This window comes from Thalassolituus oleivorans MIL-1 (assembly GCF_000355675.1).
GTDB lineage: Bacteria > Pseudomonadota > Gammaproteobacteria > Pseudomonadales > Oceanobacteraceae > Thalassolituus > Thalassolituus oleivorans.
The window spans coordinates 3,638,464-3,663,518 of the sequence record NC_020888.1; the positions used below are offsets into that span (position 1 = coordinate 3,638,464).

Below are 25,055 nucleotides of genomic sequence, written 5' to 3' on the forward strand. Positions count from 1 at the left end.
TGAGACTAACTACCGGCACTCGACGTCGTGACGCTAGAGCCATATTTATTGCACTTCGACTTCGATTCGATCCAAACTACCCTGCTCATCCATTACAACAATATCGTGCAGCCCCGGCGTTGACGCCCGCCACCGCCACGGGTGAGTTTCCTCGCTATTACGTATGAATTGCCCATCGACAAACCAATAGCGTAGGCCAGAGCCACCCATAGCCTGTAAGTCTAACTCTGGCATCACAAGGCTTGCACCATCCCCCCCTTGGCGACTAGAACGCACTATGGTGTGGGCTTCTAAACCAATAATATGCAGGGGCGCGGTGGATACCGGCACACGATCTTGGCAACGTGGATCAAGCGCTGGTACTTGTTGCGCATAACGCCAGCTCGGCGTAATCCAAGGTTCTAAATTGCGAGGCCAAAGTGCTACTTCAAGTGACTGGCGCTCACTGACATTGCAGTAACCATCCACCCGCAACTGGTGCTCACTAATTGCTAAAGTTAAGGGATTGCGGGCAAAACCATCCACCGTGGCGTCGATGAGTGTCGGTGGCACTTGCTGACGCACCAATAACGCATCGCGTTGTTGATGGCATTGATTACCGGGTGTCGCCGCTGCCAATTGCCCCAGCGGCCAACAAATTGTGGCCTTACTAACATCTACTGGCTGTGGGAAATTATCTGGATGCGGGTCGAGGCGATCAAATACTTGAAACAATACCGGTAGCGCGGTTATCGCACCGTACTGACCCGGCGACGGTGTACCATCAGGACGACCAAACCAAACACCAATGGTATAACGCGGGGTAAAACCCACAGCCCAAGCGTCGCGATAGCCGTAACTTGTACCAGTTTTCCAAGCAATGCGATGACCCTGTCCTTCAATCGAATCGCTACGAGCACGATCAGGGCGTGGACTGCGCAACATATTACCAACCACATAAGCACTAGCGGGCGACAACAACCAACGCGAGGAATCCGCGACCAGTGGCAATAAGCTCTGTGGTTCGCGCACTAAGCCCTGATTGGCCAAGCCGCCGTAAAGTTGCACCAACTGCCACAAGGACAAACCGCCACCACCCAATACTAAGGCGAGATTGGGTTCAGCAAATGCCGGTAATTCTATGCGCACACCGGCACTAGCCAAGGCGTTGTAAAGCACACTTGGGCCTAACGCTTCCATTACTTGCACTGCGGGTAAATTGAGTGAACGACGTAACGCCTCAGAAGTTGAAACTGGGCCAGAAAATGTACCGGTAAAGTTATCCGGCTGATATTGGCTAAATTGCCGTGGTACATCACGCAATAAACTTTCGGAATGAATCAACCCTTGCTCAATCGCCAGGCCATAAACAAAAGGTTTAAGTGTTGATCCCGGCGAGCGCTGGGCCTGCACCATATCCACTTGGCCAACGCGGCGACTGTCTAAAAAATCAGCCGAACCAAGATAAGCACGCACTTCTGCGCTGGCATTATCCATCACTAAAATGGCGGCAGAATGCTGACTCGGAAAGCTTTGAATAAGCGCCTGCAAATAATCCTCTAACTGCCACTGCAACTCAGCGTCTAAGGTGCTGTGTACTATGGCGGAATTGGGTCGTTGCGAACGTGCCCAGCGCGAAAATATCGGCGCTAACATCGGCGTCTGCGGTGTATCGGCAAGCACCGGCTCAAGCATGGCTTGCTGCAAAGCCTGTGCGCTTAGAACACCAAAATCGAATAACCGCTTAAGCACTTTATCGCGGTATAAGCGCGCACGTTGTGGGTGACGGTCCGGACGTAAACGTGACGGTGCCTGTGGCAATACGGCCAGCAAAGCGGCCTCGGCTTGGCTGAGTTGCGCGGCCGGTTTGTCTAAATACTGGCGACTCGCCGCTTCCACACCTTCAATCGTGCCGCCCATCGGGGCGTAATTAAGATAGAGCGTGAGAATTTCATTTTTGCTGAAATGCCATTCCAATTGCAAAGCGCGCAGCATCTGTGTGGTTTTACCGAGCACCGTTCGATCATGAGGATAAAAACGTCGTGCCACCTGCATGGTTAATGTAGAACCACCGGATACCACACAATGGCAGCGCCAGTTTTGCCAAGCTGCGCGTAGTAGCGCGGCAGGATTAATTCCGGGGTGCGAATAAAACCAACGGTCTTCGTATTCCAGTAGCGCTTGAATATATAGTGGCGAAACCTCTGACAAGGCAACGGGATAACGCCACACCCCGTCGTAATCAGCAAAGGCACGCAGAGGGCGGTTATTGCGATCAACAACCAACTGCGCAAAATCCGAACGTTGACCGAACGAAGCAGCGTTCAGTCGTGGAACATCCATCGGAAATAAGAGATCCAGTAATAACGCAATTAAAATAACTATCGCGAAAACTAATACGCCGAGCTTTAACGCACGGCGCCTCAATCCAGTTACTACAATTACTTTATCGCTTCGCGTCATTAAGGCTCGATATTTAAAATATCGGGAGTTTTACCAATCGCACGAATACTTGGATTGTACATATCCTCAAGCAAAGGCGCGGGCACTTGATAATGACCCGGCGTAACGGCACGCACTAAATAGTACAAACGATTAGTACGATAGTGATTCAAATCGACCGCAGCAACATAACGATCATCGCGGAATTCTTCATGCACTATCTTTGCATTTTGCCATTCACTAAGTGGCTTACCTTGTAAGCTGAGTTCATCTAATTTTTTACTGCTGGAGAGATTTTGATTTTCCAGCTCTAATCCTGCGGGTAATAAATCGACCAACAGCATATCTGGATGGCGCTTTTGTGCCGTTAACTCTACCTGTACCAGCATCATGTCGCCGACTTTCATATTTAAGGCACCGTCGACAGGAAAAATAGGTTCACCCGCTAAGCTAAAATAACGGCGCTCTAAAGTACTGCCATTGGCCTCTGGCTTTGGCGGGGTATTCGAAATGCCTTGAGTTTGTACTACCGCAAGTATTGGTTTATCACCGCTATTCACTATCGCCAAACCATCGCTCAGCTCCGGTCCGTAATGTACTTCAGCAAATTCACCGACTTGCTGCAAGGTCCGTTGTAAGCCTGCCAGCTCCAACCTTGCCTGCCAGCTTTCACCTTTGGTTTGCGCTAATTGCAAGGCGGCCATAAATAGAGCATTACGCTCTTGGGTGCTTAAATAGCGATGTTTACGCACAGATTCAGCAAGACTGGCAGCTAATGTCATTGCGTAACTTTGCTCAATATTATGAGTTAATAATAAGGTTACAATTTTCGCATCATCACGAATATCCGAACCATAATCACCCAAATAGAAATTACTTTCTCGTGGCGCATTTTTCATCGCTGTTAATAATTCAGCGGCTAATGCTTTATCGCCCTGAGCGTCCGCAGCTAAAGCTAAATGCAGTAATGGCAAGGACGATAAATCTTTTGGACGTTCTTGAGCCAAACGACGAATATCAGCCAAAGGCGCACGTTTATGACGACTTAAAACATAGGCGGCATAAGCAGTATATGTAGGGCGATATAAATCGGGACGTCCACTCCAGCGCTCTTGCATCGTGCCGCGACCACGCACGTATTCTTTCAAACGATTAAGTGTTTGCTGCATAACATCTTTAGGTACGTCCACTCCTTGATCAATCGCATCCGTTAAAAAATCACCGGCATAAGCGGTTAACCAATGCTGCTCGTACGTGTCATTACTCGACCACAAGCCATAGCCACCATTCACTTTTTGGCGCGTCACAACTCGCCTCAATCCTTCGATCAAACTCTTTTCACGCTGCCCTTGAGGTAAAGGCTGAATGATTTTTGCGGCTTTTTTCTCGCTAATATACAACCATGGATATGTCGAACTAATCGACTGCTCTAAACAGCCATAAGGGTAGTGGAATAATTCACGTAATTGATTCTTAGGGTTTAAATTAATTTGATTATTAATGCTAACGCTGACACCCAAGGTTTCAGGTAGCCAATTCCCCATAGCCGCAGGTGATAAATGGTAGGACTCACCAGCATTCAGTAGCCGATTGTATTGCTCTGTTTTTGCCGGATTCGCAGCGCGAGTATTTAATTGCCAATGGCGTTGCAATACCTCACCGGATTCGTCCGTTAATTGCATAGCGATATCAATCGCACCCGCAGGATAACTGCCTTCCACAGGTAAAATAATGGTCGTTCGCGCGCCATCGCTCAAAACCAGATCTCGCTGAATCGAATTGCCGACCGCAGCGCCACTGCTACTTAATTGCAATTTAAACGTTTGATCTTTACCGCTCAAATTACTGACATCTAATGCCACTTGGGATAAATCACCCATGGCTAAAAAGCGTGGCATAGATAGCTGCGTAACGACTGGCGCGGCAATTGTCACTTCTTGCTCAGCCATACCAAAGCGAGTGTCATCAAACGCTATGGCCATTAAGCGCACTCGGCCATTAAAATCAGGCAACGTAAATGAAATATTGGCTTTACCATCGGTCACGGTTACTAAGCCGCTAAATAGCGAGACGATTTGCACTTCTGCACGCGCTTTATCGCCACCGCGACTTAACGCTGGCGCATCGCCACCGAAGCGTTGACGCGCTAAAGGATTACGATTGAGGCTAATTAAGCGGCTGTACATATCGAACATATCGACACGATAAGCGCGTGGTTCAAAAAAGTACTTAAATGGATCCGGGGTTTTAAAATCAGTAATAGATAAAATACCGACATCAACCGCAGCCAACGTCACCCAAGCTTGCTGTATTGGCTGCCCCTGCTTATCCGCCACGTCAACAGCAACAGATACCTCAGTATTTGGTAACCAAGAGGCATCTTCAGGAAGAGTTACGGTTAATTCCCGCGCGCTACGATCCAACGGCAAATGAATAATACCGACCGAGCGCGTTGGAGTAATGCGTTCTTGCTCATCGGCTGATTGCAAGTGCAACGCGGTAATATGAAGATCATGACGCGCCCAATCGGCACTAATCGGAATATCCACCGTCGTACCTTCGGCCGGTGATTCGACGCGGCGCATCCATAATAAATGATCGCTCTCGACCATCACCAAAGTATGACCTGCGGCTGGCGGCACAATTCGCAACTTAGCCACATCACCAGCACTATAACCAGAGCGATCGAGTGCCAATACAACCTGATCTGGCGCGGCACCTTGCTCAGCATCACTCGCTTGCGACCAGCGACGATACCAATTTTCGCCCGCACTAAATTCATAGCTGGTTAGAATATTGCTATCAGGGTCACTCACTTCAATACGGTAATCCCCCCAATCGACTGGGAATTCAATGTTCGTCGTTTCACCCGCAGTAATCGCCGAAGTTAACGTTAACTCGGTAAATTCTTGGGCGGTGTCGTCCATGTACCAACCGTCGCTACTAGAAAAACGCCAATGATAGCGATGGGTACGATTAATTAAGCGTACGGTCAACTCTGCAGCAGCAAGTTTCTCTTGGGCTTGGTTTGTACGAATCAATTCGAATTGCGCCAAGGTTCGGGCTTTAGCACGATCTTTAAATAATGGCCGCACTCCTATCATGGTATCGGCAGGAATAACGTTGGCACTATAACGACGCACTACTGGGCGACCGCCACTTTCAAACAGGCTGCCTGTTAGAGTGACTTTTAACGGTGTTGCAGTATTCTGCCAACGCGACGCTACAACCAGATCCAGTTTTCCATCTTTATTTAATTCTTTGTCATCGTAGTCAAAATTTATTCGGTCCGTGTCAGTACCCGCATTACCGAATGAGAAATCAGCTAATTCAGCAAATGGATGTGGCTCTGGACGAATACGTATTGCTGCCGAAAATTTATTACCACTTGCGGGGGCGCCGTATAAATATTCACCCAAAACGGCAACACTCATATCATCCGACTTAGCCAGCAGTTTGGCTGGCTTGCCTTCGTTATAAGTAATTTTCAGCCGCTCAGGCATAAAGTCTTCCACTTTAAATTGGAACGACTGAGCAGCAGAGGCACCCTCGACCGTTAAGCGCCAATTACCGGTTTGCGCGTCATCACCTAGAGCATAACGCCATTCGTAATAACCCGGTGCCGACGGTTGCCATGCGAAGGTTTTTATCTTTTGACCATCGGGGCGAAATAAACTGGCTTGCAGTGGGCGAGCTGCTAATGGTTTGCCATCGTCGTTACGTAATAAAGCCGATAAAACAACTTCGTCGCCCCCTCGGTAAATGTCTCGTGGGGTATAAATAAATAACTCTTCTTCACGATAATCACGCGAAGACAAATGAAACTCCGACAAATCTAATGCAGCTGTACTCAATGGTAAAATACTGGTGGCATCGCCTTTAGTGACGACAAGCAGTTGTCCATGCTTCGGCAACTGAGCAACATTCACCACGCCGCTTGCACTACTGGATGCATCAAAAGCAACAGAACCATTGTCGTTATAGATACGCACATCGGCACCCGCAATCGGGCTTGGGGAATTTAAATCAGAAATGTAAATATCAAAGCTGTTTTTATACTGGCGAACGTGAACACCAAGGTCCGTGACCATAAAATAGGTAATCGCGAACTGGCTATCATACTGCCCCGGACGCGACATCACCGCGACATAAACACCCGCTTGCTGCAGAGCGGCGACATCCTGAATCGGCAAGTTCATTTGACGGCGTTTGTTGCGTTCAGTCGTCAACGTAAATCGGCCTTCGTGTATCAAAGATGCAAAGGTTGGAATGGTATCCATCCAATAATAAGGACGACTAACGCTATTGCCGATCCAGTTCATCATGGCTTTTTCTTTGCCCGGTTCAACGCGAAAAAAGCTCACATTTGCTTCGGCGACATTCAGAGCATAAATCGGTAAGCCAGAATGCAAACCTAAAGGGAGAAAGTGGCCAGAACTGGCAAACGACACACTCGGCGCAATAGAGCCAATATCGATATCAGCCGTATGCGGCTGCATCAAGCTAACACCCGTCAGTCCAACTAAGCCTGGCTGCACCGTCACCCGATAACGAGTATCTGGATCGATTTGAGTAAAGTAAGCATGACGGGCATCAGGGGCTAATATCCACTGGCCCGAGATCACCTCGGCTACATGCTCTGCCTCAGAGGCCTGATCACTACTATTTTTAATTAGCCGATTAACACGTAAAAACGATTGAAAATCACGTTTTGGATCAAGTGGAGCAGAAAAAGTGACTGCTAGTACGGTGCCGTCATCATAAGTACCTTCGGCAATCAAGGCGACTTCAAGTGGCATACCTTGGTACAGGGAAGGATCTATCGGCTCATTAATAGGGCCGCTAGTGTCATCGGTCGCCATAGCGTTGGGGCTAGCCGTAGACGTTTGCCCAGCTGTCGCTTCTGATTTGTCATCTTGGCAGCCATATAGACTCAACAATGCTGGAATTAATAGTGCGAACGATAATGAACGAAGGTTTAACATGGAAACAATCCTTTGCTAGGAGACGGCAGTATATAGAATCAAAACGTCAGCGCGAGTATGGTGAGAATATGTAACTTTGCGCCGCTTTCAGGTTTATTACACAAACTTGTTACGCCTTACGCTATGCTTATTTTTCTGTTGCAATGGTTATCGCTCCATTTATGAGATTACTACCCCTGCTTTTCTGCCTTATGATTCTCATGCCAGCGGCACAGGCGACAGAGTATCTAGTGCAGTCAACGCGTACGAATTTTGACGGCAGTCACCGTTACTACATCGATTTGTTAAACAAAGTCATGGATGCGAGTGCCGACAAGTACGGTGCCGCCACGATTGCAGAAAGCCCAAATAACTTTAGCCAAAATCGTGGATTCCTAGGGCTTGAAGATGGTTGGATTGATATCTTTTGGGCCGGTTCCACTACTGAGCGCGAAAAAAACAGTCTGCCCATTCGTATTCCGCTTTACGCAGGATTGCTAGGGCGGCGAGTACCCGTTATTCGCCGTGGCGATCTGACTAAATTTCAGGATATTCGTGAAGAAGCGGCACTAAAAGCCCTCACGGCCTGTCAAGGCGATCAATGGCCAGATTCTGACATATTAGAAAGCGCGGGCTATACACTTGAACGTGTGCACAAGTTTGAATTGATGTACAACATGCTTCGAGCAGGACGCTGTGATTACTTTCCTCGAGCAATAACGGAAGTCTATGCCGAGATAGAGGGATACGGTGGTGATGATTTAATTGTCTTCGATCATATTATTATTTCCTATCCGTTTCCGATGTACTTTTTTGTCGCCAAAGACAACGTAGCACTGGCCGAGCGCCTGACATATGGCTTAGGTAAAATGGTGACAAGTGGTGAGTTGCGCAATTTTTTGCAAACACACCCGACGACCAAAGATGCCTTCCCCTTAACTCGCTTCGACGATGCTTTGATTTTTGATTTGCCGAATATTTCTCTGCCGAATACAACTCCCATTAATAATCCAAAGTTGTGGATTCCCTTTAAATAGTTCGTTGTTGTGCTGTTGGCAACATCCATGTTGCCATTACCACCCTTCAATTTTCGTTAAAACTGCGCAGCAAACGCTAACTGAAAGCCACGTCCAGGTTGCGGTACAGTGTTTTTAACGAACGAGGTGTGATATCGCACCACTTCATCCAATAAATTGGTACCTTTTAAATCTAATTGATATTCCACCGTAGGTAGATACCAGCGATAACCAATGCCAGCATCTAACAGCTGATAGCTAGCGGTTGGGATTTCGCCATTATCGGCTAAACGATTTTGCTCCGCATTATGTATCCAATTAACAAACCCCTGCCAATGCAAGGCTTGATAATTAACCCCAGTGCCTATTCGGTCGCTAGGCATACGCGGTAAATTTCCACCGTCAACTAACTCAGCACGCACCCGATCGGCCATTGCCGTAAGTTGCCACTGCGGCGTAATGGTGTAACCAACAGTCACTTCACCACCGCGCAACACGGCATCGTCTTGGATAAATTGATAAGCCGGTAAATCATCCACCAGCACGATATCAGTACCTGTTAATAAAGCCTGCTGATAGATAAATTGGTCTACCCGATTTTGATATAGGCTGACGCTTCCGGTCCAACGCCCGACATTGCGACGTACAGAAACATCCAAATTATATGAGTGCTCTGAATCTAAATCAGGATTACCAATTTCGTACGTCAGAGTGGATTCATGCGCACCGCAAGAAAACAGCTCTTCTGCATCCGGCGCACGCAAAGCCGATGTTGCCGAAATCGCTAACTGCCAGCTGGCATCAATATCGTACAGAGCACCAAGGGAGGCGCTCGTATTACCAAACGTTTTATTTTGATACGCGTCTAAGCCAAAGCCGCAAACACTGTTAACGTCATCTGGAGTTTGTGGTGAGTGCTGAACTCGGTCCCAGCGCGCTCCGGCACTCAGAGTAACGGCACCAAAGTTGCGTTCGGCCAACCAGAAGACCCCTATCTCGTTGGTTTGAGTCGATGGCACGAGTGCCTCTTCACCCATGGCGGAAAAGTCGGTTTGCGAACCTTGCAGCCCCACTGTCTGTTCGATACTTCTAATCGGCGTTAGGGATAGTGCTACACGCGACTCTATTGCTTCTTTAGCAAAGGTGGTTGGCCCATGCTCTTCATGATCAGGCTCCGCAACAGCCGCATCATCATGCGCTTCTACATGGCCTTCGCTATGTTCGTAATCCGTCCACGCTAAATCGAAATTAAGATTAGTGACCCCCGGAAGCGGATCACTGGCTTTGGCGTCTAAAGCAATACGAAGCTGCTTTAGATTCACTCGGGCAACGCCCTCTTCATCAGCTGCCGCCGCAGGATCAAGTACCGCTTCTTCGTCGCCATGATCATGCCCGGGCAAACCAAACCGGCTAGTAAGGCGACTGATATTTAAACCGGTCGAACCAGTATCAAAGAAATAACGCCCACCAGCACTCAACTGACGGTTGTATTCAATATCGCTGTTGTCTAAACGACTCGACTCAGCATCGTGGTATTCCAACACACCATCGTCATTATGAATTTCACCAGCTTTTCTCGGCACGCGATAATCGTCACTGCGTAATTGACCTGCGCCGAAGTTCCAACCCCAGTCGCCTTGACGACCTTGTTGATTGAGACGAATATCTTTACCGCGATTAACCGTGTTGTAGCCCAAGTTAATCTCGGATTCGACCCCCTCTTCCTGCGGCTCTGCAGCAACCACATTGACCACACCACCAAAAGCCCCACTACCGTAAAGTAAGGTTGCAGGCCCACGTATTACTTCAATTTGTTGTGCTGTGTTGGTTTGCACACCGACGGCATGATCAGGGCTTACCGTTGATGCATCTACAGCCTTAAGACCATCCTGCAATATGCTGACACGGCCACCCCCTAGCCCACGAATAACAGGTCGGCCGACCGCACTACCAAAACTGCTGTTATGGATGCCCGGCTGCTGGCTCAGGGTTTCACCCAAGGACGTTGCACGAGCTCGCTCTAGATCATCGTCAGATAAAACAAACACCGGCTGCGCAGAATCGGTGGCTGAAGCATTATTGGGCAATGCTGTGACTGTAATGGTTTCTAATTCGATGGCGTTATCGTGATCTGGAGCATTGGCATCGGCATAAGCCAATACAGAATTTGCCAATAGCAAAGGCAAGCCCACTGTATGAATAACAGGAGCACGGAAAAAAGGACGCATGCGTCTTCCTCTAAAAAAACTAAGTCAATGATTTGAATGTAATAACTAGCGTGACGTTAGTTCGCGGTAGGAGGTCCGCGATTTTGAGGAATAACACGCACTTCGCCATGGGTTGGCAATAGTGGCGCTAAGGGCTCTGGCGTTTTATCGAGAATTAAAGTCGGTAAAGCAATCGCTAGCGGGATTAAGCCACCACTATCGGCAGCGGTTAAGCACAACTCGCAGTGCTCGCCAATCGCGTGGCCCACTAACTCCTCGTGCAGCGTTTGCATACTGGCCATCATAATGACCAGAGTGCAGAGCATTAAAGCAAGAGTGGAACCGGATTGGCGTGGCGGCATAGGAAACTGTTATAAAGTTACAATTTGGCTATAGTTTGCCCAATTTATGCCAAAGGGTAAAGCGCCATGCGGTAAAGTCAGGCGCTTTTTCTTAATTTTCGACGTCTTTTAAACGCGTATTGAAGTGATGCTCGATTGCTCGATGAACTTCTTTGGTAGTCGGAGTCCGTTCGGTGTGTACCAAAATCAGCAGCGACTGTGCATGGATGTGAGACTCACCATCCGGGTGCGTTTCAACATGGCCGTCTTTCGTAACATAGGCCAGCGGAGTACCTAAACTCGCTTGCACAATAGCCGTTACCACATCAGCCCAACGCTCACCTTCCAACCACACAGGATAACGTACCGTATGGTCGTTAGCATGAGTAAACATATCCTCAATCAACAGCTCAGATCCTGGAGCAACCATGGCACGCACAATGATTTCGGGATACGAACGAATGGGTCGCAACAAGGCACGGATATCGAGTGCTTTTAAACGTGGGCGATTAAAATCATCAACGCATTCAACAATCGTTTTGTGGCCAAGGTGTAGCTCGAATAAACGATGCGAAACATCAAAGGTATAGCTGTCGCTGTCGGCAGAGTATTCGTCTCGAGCCAAGACAACAATATGCGCAGCACGCTTCGCACCGGCACGATCCAAATCTTCAGGACGACTAGCAAGTCCAGTCACATGCACAACGCCTAACTGACGCAAACTATCGGGCAAGCCATCGGTAAAGTCTTCATTCAGCAGCATAATCGGCGTGTCGTTAAATTCACCGCATTCACGAATTTGCGAAATCATGCGATGAAAATACGACTCTCGATTGTATTTAGGGGCATTGATAATGAGGATGTGATCAGCCATGTTCCAGTCCCAGTGACCGCTACGAATGCGTTCGCGGCGTGCAATTCGATAATCGGCATAATCACTAATGAGCAAGGTCATCACGGTTATGCCACAGATAAACATCAAGATAATGGTAGAAAGCTGGCCTGCAACCGTAGTCGCAGAAGTATCACCATAACCAACCGTCGCTAAGGTTGTCATGGTTAGCCAAAATCCATGCCAAGGCGACATGCCTTCGAACAGCACCATGGCACTCACGTGCAGCAGCACAAACAAACACAACACCAACATGGTTCGCACAATGCTGCGCATGATATTGCGGTCGGTTTGATAGACCGCTTGGCGTACGCGCTTACGTTGGCGCACAAAACGGGTGAATTTATTCATGCCGCCATCATAAACTGCCGCGAGCCACACAGCCAACGTGCAAAGAAAAAGTTGTAACAACAGCGCGAATTCATGCCAATGTCAGATATCTAGGGCAAAGTAAGTTAAACTGCCTTCGGTTTTACATTTCCAAATTAGAGAGTCCACATGGGTTACCACATTTACGGCATCGGCAACGCGCTGGTCGATAAAGAGTTTGAAGTTGACGACGCCTTCTTTGCCAAGGCTGGCATTGAAAAAGGCATGATGACATTGATCGAAGAAGATCAATTGGCCAGCATGTTGGCGACGTTGCAAGCCGAGTATGGCTTAAAGAAACGCGCCTGTGGCGGCAGCGCTGCCAACACTATTATTGGTGCTAGCTACTTCGGGGCCAAGGCTTACTACACCTGCAATGTCGCCAACGACGAAGCTGGTGAATTCTATGTGGCCGATATGCAGGCGGCCGGTGTCGACACCAACATGAACGGCCCACGCGACGAAGGCGTGACCGGAAAGTGCCTTGTAATGGTAACCCCAGACGCCGAACGCACGATGAATACCTATTTAGGTATTACCAGCGAACTACATCAAAAGCACATTGATGAAAACGCTTTAGCGCAATCTGAATATGTCTACATCGAAGGCTACTTAGTCACATCTGAACTATCGCGCGAAGCCGCTATTCGTGTGCGTGAGCTAGCCCGTCAAAATAACGTCAAAGTAGCGATGACTTTCTCTGATCCTGCCATGGTGCAGTTCTTCAAAGAAGGCATTACCGACATGATAGGTACAGGTGTCGATTTATTGTTCTGCAACGAACAAGAAGCCAAGTTATTCACTAATACTGATGATATCGACGCCGCGATCGAAGGCTTGAAAAAAGTCGCCAAAACCTTCGCCATTACGCTTGGCTCAAAGGGCGCTGTCGCCTTTGATGGCGAGCAATTACACACCATTGCGCCGCACAGCGTTACTGCTGTCGATAGTAATGGTGCTGGCGATATGTTCGCAGGTGCCTTCTTGTATGCCATTACTCACGGCCATGATTTTGCGGCTGCAGGCCGCTTAGCCAGTGCCGCATCTGCACAAGTAGTAAGCCAATTTGGACCACGTCTAAATGCTGAACAGCACGAACCGCTAAAACAGCACTTGGCCTAATGAAAACAACCAGCGGCGAGCAACTCGCCGCTGGTTATTTTTTAAACAATTCAAACGCACGTTCCGATTTCAGTCCCCCGCTTAATGTTTATTTGCCACTTATCCGAGTGGTTATCCACAGAATCTGTGGACATCTTCATGATTGGGAAACGTTCTTTTAGAGAACTGTCTATTATCGCAAAAAACGTCAAAACATTAACAAAATCATCAATATAGCTTGGCGGAATTTTGTCGCCTTGCACGTCGTTTATCCACTCAGGCAAGCTGTGAAAATTCGTCAATTTTGATTACACACAAGATAACCCCGTCGCGCCCACAGCTTATACACACCTTCCTGTGGATACATGTGGATAACAAAAACGTGATCTTGATCACTGCTTATAACTTGCTGTACGGCGACAATTAGCTTTACTGAATACATATTCAGATTAAGGGTCATGCATGACGAAATTTCAGCGGATAGCACTACCTGTGCTTCTGCTAGGGCTGGGGTTGGGATTTTGGCGTAGCGAAGCCTTTTTAACCGTTGCCGCTGGTGTGGCCGTTTTTCTATTTGGCATGATGTCGCTGGAGCGTGGATTTCAGAGTCTTAGTGGCGGCTGGATGGAACACTGGCTTCAACGCTTAACCAATAGCACTGGGAAATCCGTTTCGTTAGGTGTCGTGAGCACCTCCCTAATGCAATCCAGTTCACTGATATCGCTATTGAGTATTTCCTTCTTATCCGCAGGATTAATTTCACTCAGCAGTGGGCTGGCCATCATATTTGGGGCTAACTTAGGCACGACCTCTGGCGCATGGCTGATCGCAGGGTTCGGCTTGAAAGTTAATTTATCCGATCTTGCATTACCTCTACTGGTGTTCGGTATCGTACTGCAACTACAAAGCCGCCCCTCATGGCGTAGCCTTGGGCACTTATTAACTGGGATTGGCTTTCTTTTTCTTGGCATTCAGTTCATGAAGGACGGCTTCAGCAATTTGCAAAGCCAAATGCAATTAACCGCGATGCCTTTTCAAGGTTTTACCGCTCTTCTGCTATTTACCGGCTTAGGCATCATTGCCACCGTTGTTATGCAGTCAAGTCATGCGACATTAATATTGATACTCACCGCTCTAGCTCATCAACAAATTCACTATGAGGATGCACTTGCTGTCGCTATCGGCGCCAATATTGGCACCACAGTCACGGCCATCCTCGGCAGTATTAGCGCTAATGCAGCGGGTAAACGCTTAGCGCTAGGGCATGTTGTTTTTAATCTCGTCACCGGCCTTGTTGCGCTCCTCGCGCTGCCTATTCTAATACCTGTGGTCGAACTGCTGGGTAATGGCTTGGGCATAGCAGCAGACAACTACACCTTACGTCTCGCCTTGTTCCATACGGTCTTTAATACCTTAGGGGTAGCCATCATGCTGCCGCAGTTAGAACGCCTAACAAAGTGGCTAGAAAAACGCATTCCTGCGGATACGATTTCGATAAAAGTACCGCGCTACCTTAACGATGCAGCGCTAGAGTCCGCTCTGGCGACAACCAGCGTCACGCGCCAAGAAAGTCAGCGCCTGACACGTCATGCCTTGGATATTGTATTACGAGCGTTAGATTGGGAGCCGCGCAGCTCTCATACCGAATCGCTTCTACCACCCGCAAAAGAATTCACTGAAAAACAAATCGACGATGCTTATCACAACCGCATCAAAACGCTCTACAACGCCATCGTGCGTTTTATTAGCCTTGCTCATAAAACGCCTGGCACAACAGAGCTTGAGCCCCTCAGGCAGTTTCGCTCTGCGACGTATCACATGGTCGAAGCAGTTAAAACATCAGGTCAACTGCATGGTAACTTATACCCAGCGCTTCACGGTCGTCACCACACTTTGCACGCAGCTTATGAAGCCCTACGCCAAGACATCCGTCAGGTGATTACATTACTCGAAAACATTATTGCCAAAAGCACCAATGAGCCGAGCGCAGCGGCCAGTTTCTTCAATGATTATTTGCTGGAATTAGAACACCAGAAATTACGTCTTGATGATGCGCACGAGCGGGCAGATAGTGAAACCGAACGTATGATTCGTGAACATATAGTGACACCGGCACAAGCAACATCACTAATGAACGATCAAGGCTACGCGCGCCAAATAGCCTTGAGCTTGATTAGCGCAGGGCAGGCACTTATTTTGGCTCAGCTACCGCAGACATCCAAAGCACAAACTATGATTCAGCTCAGTGACGAAGATGTAACCCAAGTTCGCCAAACTCTCGCCACGGATGCGAGCGAGGAACCAAGTAATGAAGCTTGAAAAAATAGTGCAGAAAATAGCGAACTTTATGAGTGATGACGCGCGCGGAGTGTCTCGACGAGCCATCAAACAAGTCATAAAAGGGCTTAAAGAAAAACAACTTAAGCTCGAAGCACACAGTATTGATTTAGAACTAAGCGAAGAAGAACGCCAAAACGCGCGAGAAAAATTGGCCATCGTTAAGGTACAGCAAGAAAAAGCCGAGCAGCTACTCAGCAATAAGAAAAACAATAGTACAGATTAGCCCGCTTCTTTTACCCACTGACGCTCACGCTGCAATAAAAACTGCTTACGCTGAACACCCCATCGATAACCTGATAGCTCGCCATTTGAGCGCACCACTCGATGACAAGGAACCAACACCGCCAACTTATTCGCCGCACAAGCACCGGCCACCGCACGAACTGCCGCTGGCGCACCGATTTGCTCTGCCAACGCCGAATAACTTACTGTTGAACCAACCGGAATATGCTGCAAAGCACTCCAAACACGACGCTGAAACTCTGTACCACGCATTTCTAACACCGGTAATGCCGATAATTCTTGGGGTTGCTCTAGGCACCGAATAACCTTACCAATGCGCGTAGCCAAGCGCCCATCATCCTGACGAATGCGCGCAGCAGGAAACGACTGCTGTAATTCATTTAAGAGCGAACTACGATCATCCCCCACCAAAATTGCACAAATAGCGGTATCAGAACCCGCCACTAGAATTAAACCCAGCGAGGACAAACCCCAACCATAATCCAGTAGCTCTGTGTGTGATGTATTCATGGTCTGCCATCCTTCTAAAGACGTGAGCACACGTTACTCCTTTCAACGACGACAAGCGACCGCCGCCAGAGAACATCCTATTCCACTGAAGAAACAACCGACAGAAGCGGACATTTTTAATAATCGCGGAAGTGTAACAATGGGGAATGACAAGATGGTGACCAAATCCTTACGTCGAAATTATAAATACAAAAAATAGAGATTGATTTTCACAATAACTGATTTACACCACGACACAACCTGCTGCTTTAGTAGACGTTTTTAATACCCAGTTACTGAACAATTAGTAACCAATCAAAAAGTAAAGAGCTCGGAGCAAATATGTACCTAAATCAACTTCCCTTTAAAACAAGCATACTCGCGATAGCCGTCACGTTGACAGCATGCGGTGGTGGCAGCTCATCCGGCGGTAGTACGCCTTCCGGACTAGCAAGCAATAATGCTGGCACTGCAGTTATGAGCGCTAAAGGTGGTAATGGGCAGCACAATAGTGGCGACGGTGGTGATGTCACCATATATAAAAGCTATAGCGATGCTCCTTTGAATATTACTGTCAACGGGATCCCTGATGCATCTTATGACCTGCTCAACAGCGAGGTCCAGCTTGGAACAAATCCTGCGACAATTTCGGCTGATACTACTATTTCAGCTGACACCTCGAGTTTTAACGCCGCATCCGCGGGAACACTCTATTTTTATAATCAACGCATCTATCGCTATGATGGCGCCGTTGACGATGTCGATGCTCCGATACTTGGTAAACGAACAACTATCATTACCGGCTTACAAGTGGCCGCGGGGACAACGCTATCTTTAGAATTTACTAACACGTCAAATTCATTGTACTTCTTCAATGACGTTCAGAACGACGGAACAATTAAAGTCCTTGCGGAAGAAGGTGACAGTGCCGTTCGTAACCTTTCATTCTATCCAGCAGCCTATTACGGCAGTGGCAGCATAGATTTATCAGGCCAATATCCAGGCCAAGATGGCGGTGATCTAAGTATTTACGCGTCGATCATACAGAACAGTGGAACGTTCAACACATCGGGCGCAGATGGTGATACGGAAGGGCTTGCTGGTGGAGACGCAGGAAGTATCGGTATCAATAGTAATGTGTATATTGAAAACACTGGCAACTTAACTGCCGAAGGTGGCGATAGCGCATCAAGCACCGCAGGTGCAGGTGAAAACATTAACATCTACGGCTACAAAGGTGTCTATAACACAGGGACCATAAGCAGTAATGCTGGTACAGGTATCAATGGTTCCACCTATATTGATCCAAGTAATACATACATTTTTTCAAGCAGTGAAGTGATTAACACGGGTGATATCACCGCCATCGGCTCAACCGCAGTGACCAATACCGACGTAACAGCAGGTGGCGAAGGCAGTGGGGGTGGAGACGTATCGCTATACGTAGGTGGCGGTGAAGGCGGTACGAATATTGCCATTCCACGCATGATCAATACCGGCAGCATCAATGTAAATGGTGGTAACAGCGCATTTGACAGCTACGATGCTGGTAATGGTGGTGCAATATACATCGGTGCCAGTGATTCATATGATGGTGGTGAAAGCTACGTAAACCCGATATTAGTCGCTATCTCGGGTAATCTATCCGCGAACGGTGGTAATACATCGGCCACCACTGATACAGGATCTGGTGACGCAGGAAACGGTGGTGACATTGTGATATCACACGCATCTCAAATTGCGTCGACATTAGCTACCCAAATTGTTGGTTATACCAGTATTGACGTATCTGGTGGCTCTGCACATCAAGCGAGCAGCGGCGGCGATATCGAAATCTACACGGAATCAAATTCTAACGACGGCTATCAAACCGCATATGCACCAGCGGCTCCAATCAATGTTAAGACCAACCTGACATTGAATGCCGGTGAGGTTGTTACGACAGGTGAACTAACGGCTACGCCATCGGGATCTCGTGGCGGTGATTTAGACATCTACATCGATACTGGATTTGCTTCCCTACAGAAGAACTTGAATATTGAGTTCGACGGTATTGTTTCATCGAATGGTTCCGATGTGAATAATGGTTCTACATCTCGCGCTGGATATGCATGGATTTCAGCAATTCATGATATCAATGTAACCGGAGAGTTCTCCTTTAATGGCGGTAGTGATAATGCCATTCCGGAAGAAGGTGAAGACGATGGTTACAATGAAGGTAAGCAAGGTGGCAGCATAAGCATTGCTAGTACATTTGGCGTAGCAAATGTGAATGCCTCCGTTACGGCAGCTGGTGGTAACGGTCAAATAGAGGGTGGTAACGGTGGCTATATCGCAGTTACATCCGCACTGGGTGGTAGCGTTAAGGGCAATATTGACGTAGGCGGCGGTAATGCTTCCACAGCCCTCATCAATGATGAAGATACCCTAGGTGGTGCAGGCGGCTCTCTATACGTAGTTAGTGGTAATGCAAAAGCCAAAATTGGCGCTGCCTATGATATCGCAGGAGGCACTGGCACAGATGCTGGCTTCTCTGGCGGTGTATTCTTAGAATCTGATTGCTTAGAAGGCATTTGTGGTACGAATACTATTGCAATGCCATAACACTGCTACACGATAAAAAAGGAGGCCGTATGGCCTCCCTTTTTTTATAATCAATCAACCCATTTTATTTTTAAGTCTTGGTACAATGAAGTCACTCTTATTCGCTCTTTTTTTTATTTGTTTTGCTCCTAGCGTCTGGTGTGATTCAACCATTCAATACGATAACACCTCGCAAACTTACCACTTTCCAGAAAAAATACTCAGCTCAACAGAGCTTTTCAATGAATTTAGTTCTTTATCAGGAATACAAATATTTTACGACCCTCAAGTGGTCGTACCGGACTTATTACGAGGGTCAAATTTATCAGAAGACGCAGTACTACGCTTTTTAGATCAAAACTTCTCAATAATTAAAACGTTCAATGATCAAAAAAATATCATCACGCTACAAGTGTTACCGAAAGGCGAATATCAACGCAGCACACTAATTAAAGCGAATGACGATTCATCAACTCCACACCTAACCGACCAGTCAATCGCAAAGTTATCCACACAAGAAAGTGAGCAGCGCCAATTAGTTTTAAAAGCAAAAGCATTAAGAGAAGCCGCCAGATTAGATGCGCAAGAAAAACACGAAGAAAATAGATCACATTCAAAAGAAGAAAGAGAAGCACATGAAAAGAAACGGTTGAAAAAAGAAAATGAATTAAAAAATGAGGCTATTACGGAACTCAAAAAGTTCAAAAAAACCGACCCCGAAATATACGACCGCCTACTTATGATCCATAAAAGCCGCTACCCTAACATTGAGGTGGAATTAACCGATAACTCTGAAGGTAGTAGTACGGATGATTAGTCTTCCATCAGCAGAAGAAGCACTCCCGCTCGCTTTACAATTTAAACTACTACAAAGCGAAAAGACTCCGACAGCACTTCAAACCAGCCTTCAAAGCAAATCGATACAATCGATTTTGGCTCATGCATTAAGTTCTGTCCCTTACTACCAGCAGCACCCCAAAATACGATCCATGAATGGCAATATTGAATGGAATAAATTCCCGATATTGACCCGTAAAGAATTACAAGCCAATGAAGAGCTATTAATAAGTAAGAATCCACCTAAAAATCATGGCAAACACTTCGATTTTCGTAGCTCTGGCTCTACCGGACGCCCAGTACATACATGGACAACAGAGTATGCTCAATTTTTTTGGCGAGCATTCACGATGCGAGACCACTTATGGGCTAAAAGAGATTTAACCGCTTCGCTAGCAGCGATAAAATTTCTAGCGGATGGCAAAGCCTTATACCCAGGTCAAACCAGTAACAACTGGGGCTTATCGACGGCAATTTTGGGATATAGCGCTCCCGCTATGCTACTAAATAGCTCAGAGCCAGTTGAACGCCAATATCAGTGGTTAGTCGAACATCAACCTAAATACTTAGTGACCTACCCGAGCACACTGCAAGAGCTAGCCAAAATACAAATAAGAGAACAAAAACTAAATAGCTTACATAATATTTCGACATTAGGGGAAACCCTACCTCCATTCGTCAGAACATTAGTAATGGAAGCCTTCAACTGCAAAATTCATGACATCTACAGCTCTCAAGAAATCGGATATATTGCTCTTCAATGTCCTCTATATGACCATTATCATATTCAATTAGAAAATTGCATGGTGGAAATACTAGATGACAATAATCAACCTTGCACCCCTGGCCAAGTGGGTCGTGTTATTGTCACTTCTTTGCAAAATTACTTAATGCCACTCATTCGGTATGAAATTGGTGACTACGCCATTCCTGGAAAAAAATGTGATTGCGGAATTAATTTACCCGTATTAGAACGCATTATTGGTCGCTCACGAAATCTCGTATCTTATCCAAATGGCGATAAAAGCTGGCCAGCCTACAATCCAATGGCATTGATGAATTTATTCCCCCTCGCGCGCTTTCAGATAGAACAACTTAGTGTTGAAGAATTACGACTTAATATTGAAGCGCCAGATACGCCAACATCGGAGCAGTGTCTACAAGCCGAAGAAATAATTCAAAAAGCTATAGGTTACCCTTTCAAAGTAACCGTTCATCTGGTTAATAACGTACCGCGAGCTCCTTCTGGTAAATTCGAAGAGTTTGTCTCAAGGATTTAATTGTGTTTAAACCCGCCACAACCTATCAAGCTATTTTTGATCAGCGAGCAGATGCTTACCACAAGGCCATGTTAGACTGGCCATCGGCACGTGATCAAGAGTTTCAGGCTATACTCAGTGGCTTGGACATTATTCCGAATATGCGCATTCTAGATGTCCCTTCAGGCGGCGGTTACCTTGCCAACTATCTGCCTAATGACACTCATATTCATCATATTGAAACCAGTGAATTATTTGCAAAACTATTCGAGCAACACTGTCATTCGGGTAGCCGTCACCCGATAACACTATGTCAGCTCGATAATTTGCCTGATGCCAGTAACACCATTGACCTAGCCCTAAGTTTGGCGGGTTTACATCACACTGAAGATAAAAAACCACTATTTAGAGAACTCTTTCGAGTTCTTAAAGAAGAAGGAGTTCTAGTTCTAGCTGATGCGCATAAAGATTCTAAAACAGCGGATTTTCTTGATGGCTGGATGGGACAACACAACAGTATGGGCCATCACGGTTGGTACTTCAGTAGCCAAGATTTAATCGACTTAGAACAAGCAGGCTTTATTGTAACCAAAGCTGAAAATCGAAATTACTACTGGTGTTTTGATTCCTCCCAACAAGCTGCTGACTACTGCAAACTCATGTTTGGTATTGACCTAGCATCAGCAACAGAGATAGAAAACGCGCTAGATCAATTACTAGGCTTCGAAACACTGGCGAATGGCAAGGTAGGATTACACTGGCAACTGCACTTCATTACCTGTGTAAAGCCAAAAGCTTAATGAGTTATTGATATCAGCGTATCTTAAAAAAGAAAGTACGTTCCTGTTATTAATATTACCTATTAGAACTCAAAATTCTCATAGGTAACTTCTCACCCCTCTTTAATGATCAAGAAATCATTTCAATAATAGGTAAGCTAACGCCACGGCATAACGGAATATGCATGTCTACCGGGGCTCTCATTTATGGGGAGGCAATGCAGGCAGGTACTAAACCTTCGACTACAATGAAGTAATATCAGCATTTGATCTGGTATCGACCTACTATTAGCGCAGAGAATTAGATATAAACGCGTAACTACTACCGCAAGGCGTTGCAATGACTGCTCTGAAAAAAAACATTTGGTTAATATTCATAATGCTTGTGCTATCAGGGCTAGCTCTGTTAACAATTTTATCAGTATCTCGCTGGAACGGTATGATGAACCATTATTCATTAAGCCAGAGCGGATTAGTGAAACAGTGGTTTGGAAGCTTTTCATCTATTCTTGAACAACAAGAAACCATCATTAGCCTCATCGGTAAAGATATTATGTAAGCGCTCAAGCAACCCCACCTACCAATTTAAATAACCGCCAGTTCTATATTTTCCGGCAGCAGTTTTTCAATATCTTCCACCGTTTCACAGTGCGGCAATCGCGTCAGTACCGTACGTAAATACGCGTAGGGTTCGAGTCCATTCGCTTTGGCGGTTTCTATTATGCTGTACAGCATGGCGCTGGCCTTTGCACCACGTTGACTATCGCTAAACAGCCAATTTTTGCGTCCAATCGCAAACGGTCTGATGGCATTTTCGACTGGGTTGTTGTCTATGTTCAGTCGGCCATCGCTGATGTATACCGTGAGCTTATCCCAGTTTTTATCAAGGTAGGCTAACGCTTCGCCCGTTTTTCCTTTAGGCAGGGTCTGTTGCAACGCTTTATCCAGCCAAGCTCTGAGTTTATTGAGCTGGGGAAGGCTTTTTTCTTGTCGAATTTGATATTTTTGTTCGGCTGATTGGTCTTTGATGCTAGCTTCGATAGCGTAAAGCCCTTTGATCATGGTGATCGCCATATCGGCTTTGCTGACTTTCCCTTTCGGGCTAGGGCTGACTTTTTGCGCCTCGATAAATTTACGACGAGCATGAGCCATGCAGCCTAATGCTGTGACGCCTTCTTGCTGCCCAATTCGGTGATAACCCGCGTAATCATCAGTTTGCAGGTAGCCTTGATAGTCGCCTAATAGCGAGGCTGCAACGTCTGTACGTCGACTACTCGCGTAATCAAATAAGATGATGGGATGTTCTCGATCACCGGTTTTTCGGACCCACATGTAGCTGAGACTTTCGGCCGTTTTATCCGGTTCTTTTAACACCTGCACCCGAGTTTCATCCATGTGGATGTAGTCGCTATCCAGAAGTTGATCATTCAGCAGGTTATAGAGCGGTTGCAGACATTCACTGCTTTTGATCATCCAGTTGGCTAAGGTGTTACGCGGTAAATGAATGCCCATTCGTTTGAAAATGGTTTCCATCCGGTAGAGAGGTAAACCGTCTTGATATTTGGCAACCGCAATGTGGGCGAGTAAGCCTGGGCTGGCATTGCTCTTAGGAAGCGGTTGTTTCGGAAGTTCAGCAATGTGCACGCCGTTTTCGCAGGCCTTACACGCGTATTTTTTGCGGGCATGAACGAGCACCTGAACCACAGCAGGAATAATATCCAGTTGTTCGCTGGTGTCTTCACCGATGCAGGTTTTTACACAGCCACATTCACAACGTTTATCGACTTCAGCAAGATCGTGTTCGATACGTACTCGCGGTAATACCGCAGGCAGAGGTTTACGGCCGGAGGCTTTTTTAGGCGCAGACGATACAGCATCAGAGGCTGATTCTGCGGTGCTCACTTCTGCATCAATGGACTCTGCGATTTCAGGAGCAGAGGCATCATTCTCATGTTCGACTTCATCAAACAATTCGGCTTGCTGATCACTCTTCTCGCTGCTTTTACCAAACTGACGCTGTTTAAACAGAATGATCTGTTCTTCCAAAAACTGGATACGTGATTGTTTTTTATTTAACAGTACTTGATGGTGATGAATTAATTGTTCTTTTTTTTCCAACTGATTCTGTTGCGATTGCAATAACTGACTCTGCGCTAAAAGCTGTTGTTTTAGCGCAACAATATCGTCAGGTAAGTGATCAGCCGGTGGTGTTTTCATGGGGTTGGATTATACCAAATCCGTTAATTTATAGCAGAGTAAAATAGCGTTTCATGCGGTTTATTATTAAAAATATCCAGTCCATCCAATAATAAATTCAGTTGATAACCGTCGATGCAAAGGGATGCAGTGTCGGTCGGCTTTAGCCATTTAAAACGTTGCTTTTCCAACCGTTTGTACCACAGCACAAAGCCATTGCGCTCCCAGTACAGTAGCTTAACTTTATCGCGGTTACGATTACAAAAGACGAACAGCGCATTGATCATGGGGTTGAGTTCTAACTCCTGCTCAATCAGAGCGGACAAGCCATTAATAGACTTGCGCATATCCACCGCGCCTGCGTATAAATACACCTGAACCGATGCGCTAGGCCGAAGCATACAAAAGCCCTCGATCATTGAGAGCCACCAATAGATCGGGTAAGGCCTCGACTGACAGTTCAATCAACACCTGCGAGCCCAATCGTAGTCGTGCCGGAGCCGAAGACGTCAGCGTGATAGGGATCAGAGCCTTGGTTTTCGTCGACTCTGTCTTGGGCGACAAACGTTTACGCCAATACTGAAAATTATGAACGGCTATGTTGTGCTGCTGACAAAAGGCGACTTGGGATAGACCACTCTCGTGCCAGAGATTAAGGTGTTGTTGCCATTGTTCCGATTTGGTCATGAGCTGTCTCGTTAAATAATTTGAAGACAGTTTAGAGGGATTTCGGCGTGGGTTTTAGGTGGGGTTGTTTGAGCGCTTACGGTACTACGGTATTGGCTGAAGGGGTAGAAACCCAAGGACAACTAGAATGCCTAACCACCTGCGGATGTGATCGCTTCCAAGGCTATTACTTTTCTAGACCACTCAGTGCCTTAGCACTTAGCGAGTATATCGAGAAGTAACCAGCGACAGAGGAAAAACACCCTAGCTTAAAGGGTGCTATAGGAAGTAGAGCAGAACAGAAAAAACGTATACAATGCTGCGGCTCAGCGGTCCGTTAAAAGTAACCTGA

General features: G+C 46.8%; 19 protein-coding genes. 10 read left to right on the forward strand and 9 right to left on the reverse strand.

Translation table 11 applies throughout. The annotated features are described in order from the left end of the window. Window positions 1-45: 45 nt before the first annotated feature. Window positions 46-2,442, reverse strand: a complete 2,397-nt coding sequence (gene pbpC, locus TOL_RS16780) for a penicillin-binding protein 1C (RefSeq protein ID WP_041588543.1) — start codon at window positions 2,440-2,442, stop codon at window positions 46-48. Further along, window positions 2,442-7,406, reverse strand: a complete 4,965-nt coding sequence (locus TOL_RS16785) for an alpha-2-macroglobulin family protein (RefSeq protein ID WP_015488564.1) — start codon at window positions 7,404-7,406, stop codon at window positions 2,442-2,444. The genes pbpC and TOL_RS16785 overlap by 1 nt, the downstream gene beginning before the upstream one ends. Window positions 7,407-7,606: 200 nt before the next feature. Here TOL_RS16785 and TOL_RS16790 point away from each other — a divergent pair, with 200 nt between their 5' ends. Beyond that, a complete protein-coding gene (locus TOL_RS16790) occupies window positions 7,607-8,422 on the forward strand; it encodes a type 2 periplasmic-binding domain-containing protein (protein WP_197537898.1) in 816 nt (271 codons plus the stop codon). A gap of 56 nt (window positions 8,423-8,478) precedes the next feature. Here TOL_RS16790 and TOL_RS16795 read toward each other — a convergent pair whose 3' ends face one another. The 3 genes from TOL_RS16795 to TOL_RS16805 all read right to left on the reverse strand — a co-directional run bounded on the left by TOL_RS16795 (window position 8,479) and on the right by TOL_RS16805 (window position 12,192). Continuing rightward, complete coding sequence (locus tag TOL_RS16795; protein ID WP_015488566.1) at window positions 8,479-10,629, reverse strand: TonB-dependent receptor; 2,151 nt, start codon at window positions 10,627-10,629, stop codon at window positions 8,479-8,481. Window positions 10,630-10,685: 56 nt separating this feature from the next. Next, on the reverse strand, window positions 10,686-10,970 hold the full coding sequence (locus TOL_RS16800) for a DUF2946 family protein (RefSeq protein WP_015488567.1): 285 nt from the start codon (window positions 10,968-10,970) through the stop codon (window positions 10,686-10,688). 91 nt (window positions 10,971-11,061) lie between these two features. Next, window positions 11,062-12,192 (reverse strand): potassium channel family protein, encoded by a 1,131-nt coding sequence (locus TOL_RS16805; RefSeq protein WP_144055397.1) that lies wholly within the window; start codon window positions 12,190-12,192, stop codon window positions 11,062-11,064. A 147-nt stretch (window positions 12,193-12,339) separates the two neighbouring features. On the opposite strand from TOL_RS16805, the gene TOL_RS16810 reads away from it, so the two are divergent. The 3 genes from TOL_RS16810 (at window position 12,340) to TOL_RS16825 (ending at window position 15,874) form a co-directional block, all read left to right on the forward strand. Next, window positions 12,340-13,332, forward strand: coding sequence for an adenosine kinase (locus TOL_RS16810; protein ID WP_015488569.1), 993 nt, complete (start codon window positions 12,340-12,342; stop codon window positions 13,330-13,332). 441 nt (window positions 13,333-13,773) lie between these two features. Continuing rightward, window positions 13,774-15,630 (forward strand): Na/Pi cotransporter family protein, encoded by a 1,857-nt coding sequence (locus TOL_RS16820; protein ID WP_041588546.1) that lies wholly within the window; start codon window positions 13,774-13,776, stop codon window positions 15,628-15,630. Then, complete coding sequence (locus TOL_RS16825; RefSeq protein ID WP_015488572.1) at window positions 15,620-15,874, forward strand: hypothetical protein; 255 nt, start codon at window positions 15,620-15,622, stop codon at window positions 15,872-15,874. The genes TOL_RS16820 and TOL_RS16825 overlap by 11 nt, the downstream gene beginning before the upstream one ends. Here the strand turns inward: TOL_RS16825 and TOL_RS16830 are convergent. Further along, on the reverse strand, window positions 15,871-16,404 hold the full coding sequence (locus TOL_RS16830) for a methylated-DNA--[protein]-cysteine S-methyltransferase (protein WP_015488573.1): 534 nt from the start codon (window positions 16,402-16,404) through the stop codon (window positions 15,871-15,873). The two genes, TOL_RS16825 and TOL_RS16830, sit on opposite strands and share 4 nt — an antisense overlap. Before the next feature lie 321 nt (window positions 16,405-16,725). Between TOL_RS16830 and TOL_RS16835 the strand changes: the two genes are divergently transcribed. The 5 genes from TOL_RS16835 (at window position 16,726) to TOL_RS16855 (ending at window position 22,400) form a co-directional block, all read left to right on the forward strand. Then, the gene (locus tag TOL_RS16835) at window positions 16,726-18,987 is read left to right on the forward strand and encodes a beta strand repeat-containing protein (RefSeq protein WP_015488574.1); all 2,262 of its coding nucleotides are present in this window, start codon (window positions 16,726-16,728) and stop codon (window positions 18,985-18,987) included. Window positions 18,988-19,072: 85 nt separating this feature from the next. Continuing rightward, window positions 19,073-19,783, forward strand: coding sequence for a hypothetical protein (locus tag TOL_RS16840; RefSeq protein WP_015488575.1), 711 nt, complete (start codon window positions 19,073-19,075; stop codon window positions 19,781-19,783). Then, on the forward strand, window positions 19,776-21,083 hold the full coding sequence (locus TOL_RS16845; RefSeq protein ID WP_015488576.1) for a phenylacetate--CoA ligase family protein: 1,308 nt from the start codon (window positions 19,776-19,778) through the stop codon (window positions 21,081-21,083). The genes TOL_RS16840 and TOL_RS16845 overlap by 8 nt, the downstream gene beginning before the upstream one ends. Window positions 21,084-21,085: 2 nt before the next feature. Then, on the forward strand, window positions 21,086-21,862 hold the full coding sequence (locus TOL_RS16850; protein ID WP_015488577.1) for a class I SAM-dependent methyltransferase: 777 nt from the start codon (window positions 21,086-21,088) through the stop codon (window positions 21,860-21,862). Between the two features lie 319 nt (window positions 21,863-22,181). Continuing rightward, the gene (locus TOL_RS16855; RefSeq protein WP_041588547.1) at window positions 22,182-22,400 is read left to right on the forward strand and encodes a hypothetical protein; all 219 of its coding nucleotides are present in this window, start codon (window positions 22,182-22,184) and stop codon (window positions 22,398-22,400) included. A gap of 26 nt (window positions 22,401-22,426) precedes the next feature. Here TOL_RS16855 and tnpC read toward each other — a convergent pair whose 3' ends face one another. The 3 genes from tnpC to tnpA are packed head-to-tail and all read right to left on the reverse strand — an operon-like array spanning window position 22,427 to window position 24,724. Continuing rightward, complete coding sequence (gene tnpC, locus TOL_RS16860) at window positions 22,427-24,058, reverse strand: IS66 family transposase (RefSeq protein ID WP_015487750.1); 1,632 nt, start codon at window positions 24,056-24,058, stop codon at window positions 22,427-22,429. A 23-nt stretch (window positions 24,059-24,081) separates the two neighbouring features. Then, window positions 24,082-24,438: an IS66 family insertion sequence element accessory protein TnpB gene (tnpB, locus tag TOL_RS16865; RefSeq protein WP_015485607.1), complete on the reverse strand. Its 357-nt coding sequence runs from the start codon at window positions 24,436-24,438 to the stop codon at window positions 24,082-24,084. Next, window positions 24,425-24,724 carry an IS66 family insertion sequence element accessory protein TnpA gene (gene tnpA, locus TOL_RS18560; RefSeq protein WP_015485608.1) on the reverse strand — a complete coding sequence of 100 codons (300 nt, stop codon included), beginning with the start codon at window positions 24,722-24,724 and terminating at the stop codon, window positions 24,425-24,427. Before tnpA ends, tnpB begins: the two co-directional genes overlap by 14 nt. A 68-nt stretch (window positions 24,725-24,792) precedes the next feature. On the opposite strand from tnpA, the gene TOL_RS18855 reads away from it, so the two are divergent. Further along, entirely contained in the window at window positions 24,793-24,945 is a 153-nt protein-coding gene (locus TOL_RS18855; RefSeq protein ID WP_231847995.1) for an EAL domain-containing protein, read from the forward strand. Window positions 24,946-25,055: the final 110 nt, after the last annotated feature.